The organism is uncultured Cyclobacterium sp. (genome assembly GCF_963976465.1).
Taxonomy (GTDB): domain Bacteria; phylum Bacteroidota; class Bacteroidia; order Cytophagales; family Cyclobacteriaceae; genus Cyclobacterium.
In genome coordinates this window covers 1-8590 of sequence record NZ_CAXBOC010000212.1, presented here as the reverse complement: position 1 = coordinate 8590, position 8590 = coordinate 1, and the positions used below count along the sequence as shown (strand labels likewise).

Sequence of the window (8590 nt, the reverse complement as noted above, 5' to 3'; positions counted from 1 at the left end):
CCCCCAGGTTTACAATTCCATATCTTCACGTCTGTTGAAAGAACAAGTAGTTACCAATATGAATGATGCCCTTAAAAATGCTACCGGAGTGTCCCGACTTTGGCAATCAACCGGGCGGGGAGGTGATGGAGCGGAATATTATTCCATGCGAGGATTTTCTGTGCAACCGACCATGGTCAATGGCATGCCAAGTCTCAATAACGGAGGTCTTGATCCTGCTAATATAGAACGAGTAGATGTTATTAAAGGGCCGTCGGGTACCTTATTTGGCAGTTCGGGGATTTCTTATGGAGGGTTAATTAATATTACAACCAAGCGTCCCATGAACGGTTTTAAGGGAGAATTAGGATGGGTTACCGGTAGTTATGGTTTAAATAGGCTTACGGCCGATGTAAATACCCCCCTTAATAATTTGTCTACCGTTCGGGTCAATATGGCATATCAAAATAGCAATACCTTTCAGGATGCCGGTGGAGGAGAATCTTTTTTCTTTGCCCCTTCCTTTAAATTTAAAGCTTCTGAAAAACTTTCCTTTTTAATTAACACTGAATTTTTAAAATCCAAATCTGTAAATGCGCCAATGCTGTTTTTAAACAGGTCTAACCCGATTACCTTTTCAGGGATAGACCTGTTTGATAAAAACTATGATCGATCCTTTACAGGTAATGAATTAGGAATGAACAATACTTCCTATGGTTTGCAAGCTCAGGCTCTTTATAAAATGACCAATGACTGGACCTCCCAGACTGTCGTTTCTCGAAGTTCCACAAAAACTGACGGTTATTATCATTATTTGTTTGACAATAGTGATGGTGACAGCTTTACCAGATATATTTCAGACCGGAATGGTCAAACCTTGACTACGGACATTCAGCAAAACTTTATTGGTAACCTTAATATAGGATCAGTTCAGAATAACCTGGTTATCGGATTGGATTATTATCATTCTTCATTGATCAATGGAAGCACGGGTTGGGTTGGTAATGGTGCGGTTACGCTTTCAGATGGAAATGATACAGGAGTTTTGACTCAGGCAGGAGTGGATGATTTGTTAAAAAATTCCTTTGAAGGAAATAGCACAGGAAATACCAGAATCATGAGTGCCTACATTTCAGACGTAGCTGAGCTTCACCCCTCTCTTTCGGTAATGGCGAGTATTCGCGTGGACAATTTCAAAAGTGAAACGGGGAACTGGTCAGCGGAAGGGGCCGAATCCCAAACTGCCCTTTCTCCTAAATTTGGAATCGTTTACAAACCTCTACAAGACAAAGTCTCTGTTTTTGCAAACTATATGAATGGCTTTGTCAATGTAGCACCAAGGTCAGTAGCAGATGCTGATGGTAGTAATCAAAGGCTAAAAGCCTTTTCTCCGGAAAATGCCAACCAAATCGAATTTGGCGTAAAAACCAAGCTCTACAAAGACAAGGTGGCTGCAACGGCCAGTTATTACCATATCGATGTGAAAAATCGATTAATGACAGACCCTAATAATGTCAATAACTCTATTCAAGGTGGCCAAGTAAAGAGTCAAGGTGTTGAATTGAGTGTAATTGCAAGTCCTGTGGAAGGCCTTGATCTTGTGGCAGGTTATAGCAAAAACCATGCAGAGGTAACGCAAGATTATGAGGAAAGTGGGTATTTGGGGTTAAGACCTGAGGAAGCCGGTCCGGATCAACTGATTAACTTTTGGGCAAGTTATTCTTTTCAGTTCGGCGATTTGAAAGGCTTTGGTCTTGGCTTTGGTGGCAATGCTGCCAGTGAATACTTGACCATTAATAGGGCTAATATAGGTTCTTTTGCTTTGCCTGCTTACCAAGTTTTTAATGCATCTATAAATTATACCGGCTCCCAATATTTCGTAGCCTTAAAAGTAAATAACCTTACTGATCAAAAATATTATACAGGGTGGTCTACGGTCACTCCTCAAAACCCAAGAAATGTTTCCTTGAGTTTAAACTATAGGTTTTAATGAAGCTTAAAAAAATTGTAGGAAAAATACACCTCTGGCTCGGACTTAGTTCCGGGCTTGTGGTGTTTATAGTGGCTGTCACAGGTTGTATCTACGCATTTCAGGAAGAAATTCAAGACATGACGCAGGCCTACCGGTTTGTGCAGCCGCAAAAAACTCCAGTCCTCCCCCCCACCACAATCTGGGAAAAGGCAGATTTGGCCTTTCCTGGCAAACATCTACATGCGGTGCTGTATCCTAGCCCTGACCGGGCCGCTCAAGCCATATACTATAGTTATGAAGAAAATTATTACTACTTCGTGTATGTAAATCCGTATTCAGGGGAAGTCTTGAAAATAAAAGATGTTTATGCTGATTTTTTTAGAATTGTATTGGATGGCCATTTTTATCTTTGGTTGCCACCTGAAATTGGTCAACCACTTGTAGCCTCTTTTACCCTGGTATTTCTTATTATGCTTATTTCAGGCCTTATATTATGGTGGCCAAAGAAAAAGAAGAATTTAAGCAAAAGCCTAAAAATAAAATGGAAGGCAAGATGGAGAAGAAAAAACTATGACTTGCACCAAGTGCTGGGATTTTACGTAATGGCCTTTGCCGCCATATTTGCGATTACCGGGCTGGTCTGGGGTTTTGTTTGGTTTCGTGATGCAGTGTTTTTTGTAAGTTCCGGAGGGGAAGATTATGTGGAATACTATACGCCACTTTCAGACTCAACGGTCACGTATCAGGAAAATGTTCCGCCATTGGATGCGGTGTGGATGAAAATGCGGGAAATGTACCCCAAGGCTGAATGGATAGAAGTTCACCCTCCTGAATTTGAACACGCTGCCATAGCTGCCAATGCAAATCCGGATGCATCTACTTATTGGAAAATGGATTACCGCTATTTTGACCAAAATACACTGGAAGAATTACCGGTAGATCATATATATAACCGATTTGATGAGGCTTCCCTTGGGGATAAGGTAATGCGCATAAATTACGACCTTCATGTAGGTGCTATTGCCGGTCTTCCCGGCAAAATTTTAGCCTTTTTTCTAAGTGCAATTATTGCCTCATTACCTATTACCGGTTTCTTGATTTGGTGGGGAAGAAAAAAGAAAAATAAAGGGGTGAATAAGAAAGACAATGTAGCGCCACCCCAAGTCGCTGAACTTCAACCAAAAGCTTGATGCTTTACAACTCCCCTATCCTTCAGGTGCTTAATATTCAATAGAATAGGTAGCCAATTTCCCTAATATAGGCGGGTTTATTTTGTGGTGGGCCCTATACAACTGGCAGTCAATAAAGGAATTAATATATGCTTTGCTGTACAGAATTGAAGCCAAGAACGAGGATATTTTTATCGTTTAATTTTTGTTAAAAAAAAATCGAAATTAATCTTCAAATCATTTGATTTCTTAGCTGCCTAGCCTTAGATTTGTCTTAATTTAAAATTAATCTAAATAACAATAGTGAATAAAAAGAAACCTTGCAGCGGCAACTGCAAGGTTTCAGGTAAACTACTTCCTAATTCTCCAATTAAAAAGCAATGCAATATAATAAAATATTGTCACTAATATTTTTATGCCTTTTTCTAACACGGTTTGGTTATTCTCAAGAATCGGGACAAATAAAAGGCACTGTAACGGACCAAGAAGGTCAGCCTATTCCGGGCGTTTTGGTTCAGGTTTTGGAACTAAAAAAAGGGCTCGTTACGGAAGCTGACGGAAGGTTCCGCCTACAATTGCCTCCCAACAAGGACTATACCTTGACTTTTTCTTTCTTGGGTTATGAACCCAAGAAAGAAGTAATTTCAAAGGATCAAAGCAACAAGAACCTTACCATTCAATTAACTGAAGCTGCCACAGATCTTCAGGAGTTTACCCTACTAGGTAAGTCAGAACTTAGCGAAATCAGGGAAAAGGCATTTAATGTAGAGGTAGTGGATGCAAGGAAGCTTCACCACACCAATTTGGACTTGGGTCATGCCTTGGACAGGGTTTCAGGAGTTAGGGTTAGAGAAAGTGGAGGAGTAGGCTCTAGGATGAATTTTTCCTTAAATGGATTTTCAGGAAAACAAGTGAAGTTTTTTATTGATGGGATTCCCATGGATGATTTCGGCTCTTCCTTTCAACTGAATAATATTCCAATCAATCTAGCAGAACGAATAGAAGTATATAAGGGTGTAGTTCCCATAGGGTTAGGGGCAGATGCTTTGGGGGGAGCTGTAAATATTGTAACCAAAAAAGTTAGGAAAAACTACGTAGACGCCTCCTATTCTTTCGGCTCATTCAATACCCACCGTACGGTTATCAATACTGCTTATGTAGGCAAATCAGGTTTTACGCTACAGGTCAATGCCTTTCAAAATTACTCCGACAACAATTATTGGGTGAATGTGGACGTAGCGGATATTGAGACCGGGAAATACTATCCTAACCAACGGGTGAGGAGGTTTCATGACAATTACCACAATGAAACTGTGATTACCCAATTGGGAGTACAAGGCAAACCCTATGCAGACAAGTTGATGCTGGGATTAACTGCAGGGAAGAATTATGCTGAAATTCAAACCGGGGCCAGGTTAGTATCAGTTTTTGGGGATTGGCATAGAAAAGGAACCATCCTTATGCCAACCCTCAAATACAATAAGCAAGATTTGTTTACCCAAGGTTTGGATTTAAATATTAATGCTAACTATAATTTTGGAACAGAGCAAAACATAGATACCGTCAATAGGCGCTACAATTGGTTTCAGCAATATAAAGAATACGAGACGGAAGGAGGAGAGCGCTCCTATTCCATGTACAAGTTTAAAAACAATAATGCCGTTTTTACTGCTAACACGCATTACCAATTTAAAGACATTCATACCATTGCTGTAAGCCATGTATTCAACAGTTTTAACCGGACAGGCAGTGATGAACTGTATCCTGAAAGAGAAATCTATGAGCAACCCAGGAAGACATCTAAAAACATCACAGGTATAAGCTATCAGCTTAATTGGGAAGAAAAGGGTAGTATTTCTGCTTTCTCTAAAATATACAATCAAAGCAATTATTTTGCTATGGCTTATAATCCTTCGGGAAATTATGGGGATGTGGCCTACCGAAACAACAAGGAAACATTTACCTACCCGGGTTATGGCGTAACCGGCTCATATTTCCTAACAGGTAATTTTCAATTGAAAGCCTCTTTTGAAAAAAGCTACCGCTTACCGGAACCTGAGGAGTTGTTTGGGGACATGGTAAACCTTCAGGGAAACTTAGACCTAAAACCTGAGAACAGCTACAATTATAATTTAGGATTAAGCATTTGGAAGCAGTTGCATGCAGACCATAGACTGGATTTTTCTGCCAATGGGTTTTATAGAGATGCCAAAGACTTTATTCGCCCAAGGCTAAACAATAACCAAAGCATGCAGGTAATGGATAACCTTTACAATGTGACCAACCTGGGATTTGAGGGAGAAATACGGTACAGCTATAAGAACATGATCAATGCAGGTACCAATATTACCTATCAAAATCTAAGAAACAATACAAAATATGAGGAGGGACAAACAGTGCCAAGCTTGGTGTACAGAGACCGTGTCCCTAATATGCCCTACCTCTTTGGAAATGCGGATATCAATGTTCTTCTATCCAATGCATTTGGCCGAGGAAAAGACTTGGCTTTAGGATATAATTTGCTTTATGTACATGCTTTTTACCTGTATTGGCCAAGCTTAGGCGCTGAGAAGTTTGATGTTCCCATGCAGCTCTCTCATGATTTAAGCGCCACCTATACCACCGGAGCCAAAGGCAAATTTCAGCTTATTGCTGAATGCAGAAACCTATTTGACCGTGTATTATACGATAATTTCAGCTTACAAAAACCCGGGAGAAGTTTCTCCGGAAAAATCAGATATTTTATTTACTAATTCTTATTAAAATATGAAAACCAACCGTAATTATTTATTAGCAAGTATGGTCGCAATGGTCATAAGCTTAATCAGTTGTGAAACCACTCCTACGGTAGAGGAACCTCCCGTTGTTGCCGCAGAAAGTCGTTATATTATTGCCTCTACACCTTTGGCTTCAGATGGAGTTGCAGATTATTTGTTGACTGCAGAAAGCCTGACCGAAGGAACGGTTAGTACACTAGGTAATGGTGTGGAGCAGGACGGAACCTACCGGTATTATGTTACACACAATAACAAGTTCTTTAGTATGCTTTATGGGCAAGGAAATCCCGGAGCGGTGACCACCTATGAGCTTGATGCAAATGGAAGCCTGGTAAAAAAATCCGATTTTCAATCAGAAACGGTACAAGCTTTTGGACCTATGGATGACGATATTGTCATGGTAAAAATTTCAAGAGGAAATGAACCGATGGCTTCTTGGTACAGATTGGACACCGAGCAACTCCAAATAGTTGACGACGGACAGTGGAACCAAGAAGAAATAGCTAACAATGGAGAAAGGGCTTTCTTTTCCTGGGTTACACAAGTGGGGGACAAATTATTTGCTCCATATTTTAGCATCAAAGCCTGTTGCAACGATACATTCGGTACCTCCTACCCCGACAGCGCTTATATTGCAGTTTTCGATTATCCCAGCATGGAATTAAACACTGTAATTAAAGACAACAGAACCAGTTTTATCGGACGCTATTTTCTTTCCGGTTTGGAGGTTGATGAACAAGGAGATGCTTATGCTTATTCCAGCTCCATAGCTACTTCCAATGGGGAAATGACCAGCACTTTGCCCTCTGCAATTACTAGGATTAAAAAAGATGAACTGGCCTTTGATGAATCTTACTTTTTCAATGTGGAAGAATTGGCAGATGACTATTATATCACAGCGAAAACCTATGCAGGAAATGGGAAATTTATAGTGATCATGAGGGAGGAAAAAGGAGCATATTCTACCGGAAATCGCTTTGGAATCGCAGATGTTTACAACAAGACGTTTACTTGGGTTTCGGGTGCTCCGACAGAAGATGAGATAGTTGGAGTAACCACCAATAATTACTCCACTCAAAATGGAAAGGCATATATCGGAATTACTACTGAAACGGGCAGCTGGGTTTATGAATTTGACGCCATAGCTGCTACAGCTACTCAAGGATTGAAGGTTGAAGGAGGGAGAATCACCGCCATTAGCCATTTAGAGCCGATGGAGTAAAAGTATTAAGTCCTGGGTGGATTGTCCAATTGTCTCGGCCGGCAGATGCGGCAAACTAACCCAGGCCCAAATTAAAAAAGGTGCAATAATTTTATCAATTGAACCCAAACTAAAGGAAAAAAGCGGAATTCGTAGGTTGAGTTCACTGGTAATTATTGGGGTTATCTATTTAAGCAATAGCCTAATTACTACCAAAGAATTGGTTGGCTACGCTATGGAAAATTTTACGAGTATAGAAATAGAACAATATTCAATCGCTAAATAACTTTAGTATGTCAACATGTAAAACGGAAGTAATCTATCAAAACCGGGATTTCATATTCACCAAATGTGTGGACTGTGATAGGATGGGATTAATGTATCATCAAGTTATGATAGGCTTTGATGAGGTAAATTTTGCTGCATTTATAAGGTATTTGAAACAGATCGATTTTGACTATTACAAATTTCGCTGCATGGACGGTATCGATAGGGTAATTATTGAAACTTACCATCAAGACATTCAATTTTCATTTTCAGAAGAAGAGTTCTACCATTTGAGGGCTTGTGCGATAGAAGCCAATGAACAACTTGAATTGATAGAAATGATTCGAAAGCTATAATAAATTAAACATGAAAAATACATCTATAAAATCATTGGTTTTGAGTTTGTTGTTTGGACTGCTGGCTAGCAGCCTTCATGCACATGCATTGTGGATCCATACATCTGCCACTACAGCGTTGGGAAAAACACATGCCTTTAAGGTTTATTATGCAGACTATCATGAAAATGCCATCGAAGATGTAGCAGATTGGTATTCTGATGTGGAGGATTTTGAAATTTGGTTAATCAGTCCTTCCGGTAAGCGAATTAAATTAGACAAAGTAGCTCGAAAAGACCATTTTGAAGGAAACTTTGTAGCAGAAGAAAAAGGTGAATATCAACTGCAGATCAGCCATACCGCAAAAGTGCTTAAAGGAACCACCGCCTATCAATTCAATGCATCTGCTCAAGTTTGGGTGGGAAAAGGCAAAGCCGACCTTACTGAACAAACGGAGCTAATGCTTAGTAGAAATCCTAAATCTTCTAGGTTTAATGTGTCCTATAAAGGAGAGCCTCTTCCAGATGCTACCATCAATATATTGGGGCCTGACAATAACAGTTTAGACTTTACTACAGGAAAAAAAGGAAAAGCCAAGGCAGAAATAAATGGATCAGGTAAATTCTTTGCTGAAGTTACAAAGACCGAAAAATTTAAAAAAGATCATCCTTCGGGGCTTAAAGCAATTTGGAGATGTGCAACTCAGGTGGTTGAGAGGTAAGGTTTTCCAATAAGGAAAGTGGGTATTTTTTTATGTGACTTTTGAGCTAAGATCCTATATTTTTAAAACTAATTTTTTGCACCGGTACCACCATTATTGCTTCGTGGTGGTTCTGGTGTTCCTTTTTTTCACATGTGACAAGTGGTCACGTGATTTAGTCTTGTTAACC

6 protein-coding genes are annotated in these 8590 nt (G+C 39.8%); all 6 read left to right on the top strand.

What is annotated here, in order from left to right:
- Positions 1-1969 (top strand): TonB-dependent siderophore receptor (locus AAC037_RS12940; RefSeq protein WP_339903387.1); only part of this gene is annotated, 1969 nt, incomplete at its 5' end.
- The gene (locus AAC037_RS12935) at positions 1969-3141 is read left to right on the top strand and encodes a PepSY-associated TM helix domain-containing protein (RefSeq protein ID WP_339903386.1); all 1173 of its coding nucleotides are present in this window, start codon (positions 1969-1971) and stop codon (positions 3139-3141) included. The genes AAC037_RS12940 and AAC037_RS12935, both read left to right, overlap by 1 nt.
- A 359-nt stretch (positions 3142-3500) precedes the next feature.
- Positions 3501-5873, top strand: coding sequence for a TonB-dependent receptor (locus AAC037_RS12930; protein ID WP_339903385.1), 2373 nt, complete (start codon positions 3501-3503; stop codon positions 5871-5873).
- A 13-nt stretch (positions 5874-5886) separates the two neighbouring features.
- A complete protein-coding gene (locus AAC037_RS12925; RefSeq protein WP_339903384.1) occupies positions 5887-7119 on the top strand; it encodes a DUF4374 domain-containing protein in 1233 nt (410 codons plus the stop codon).
- Positions 7120-7391: 272 nt separating this feature from the next.
- Positions 7392-7721 (top strand): DUF6686 family protein, encoded by a 330-nt coding sequence (locus tag AAC037_RS12920; protein WP_339903383.1) that lies wholly within the window; start codon positions 7392-7394, stop codon positions 7719-7721.
- A gap of 10 nt (positions 7722-7731) precedes the next feature.
- Positions 7732-8421, top strand: coding sequence for a hypothetical protein (locus tag AAC037_RS12915; protein WP_339903382.1), 690 nt, complete (start codon positions 7732-7734; stop codon positions 8419-8421).
- The last annotated feature ends 169 nt before the right edge of the window (positions 8422-8590 follow it).

Excerpts from the sequence above, each read along its gene's own strand:
- AAC037_RS12935 (WP_339903386.1), top strand. The coding sequence starts at position 1,969 with ATGAAGCTTAAAAAAATTGTAGGAAAAATACACCTCTGGCTCGGACTT.
- AAC037_RS12915 (WP_339903382.1), top strand. The coding sequence starts at position 7,732 with ATGAAAAATACATCTATAAAATCATTGGTTTTGAGTTTGTTGTTTGGA.
- AAC037_RS12920 (WP_339903383.1), top strand. The coding sequence starts at position 7,392 with ATGTCAACATGTAAAACGGAAGTAATCTATCAAAACCGGGATTTCATA.
- AAC037_RS12930 (WP_339903385.1), top strand. The coding sequence starts at position 3,501 with ATGCAATATAATAAAATATTGTCACTAATATTTTTATGCCTTTTTCTA.
- AAC037_RS12925 (WP_339903384.1), top strand. The coding sequence starts at position 5,887 with ATGAAAACCAACCGTAATTATTTATTAGCAAGTATGGTCGCAATGGTC.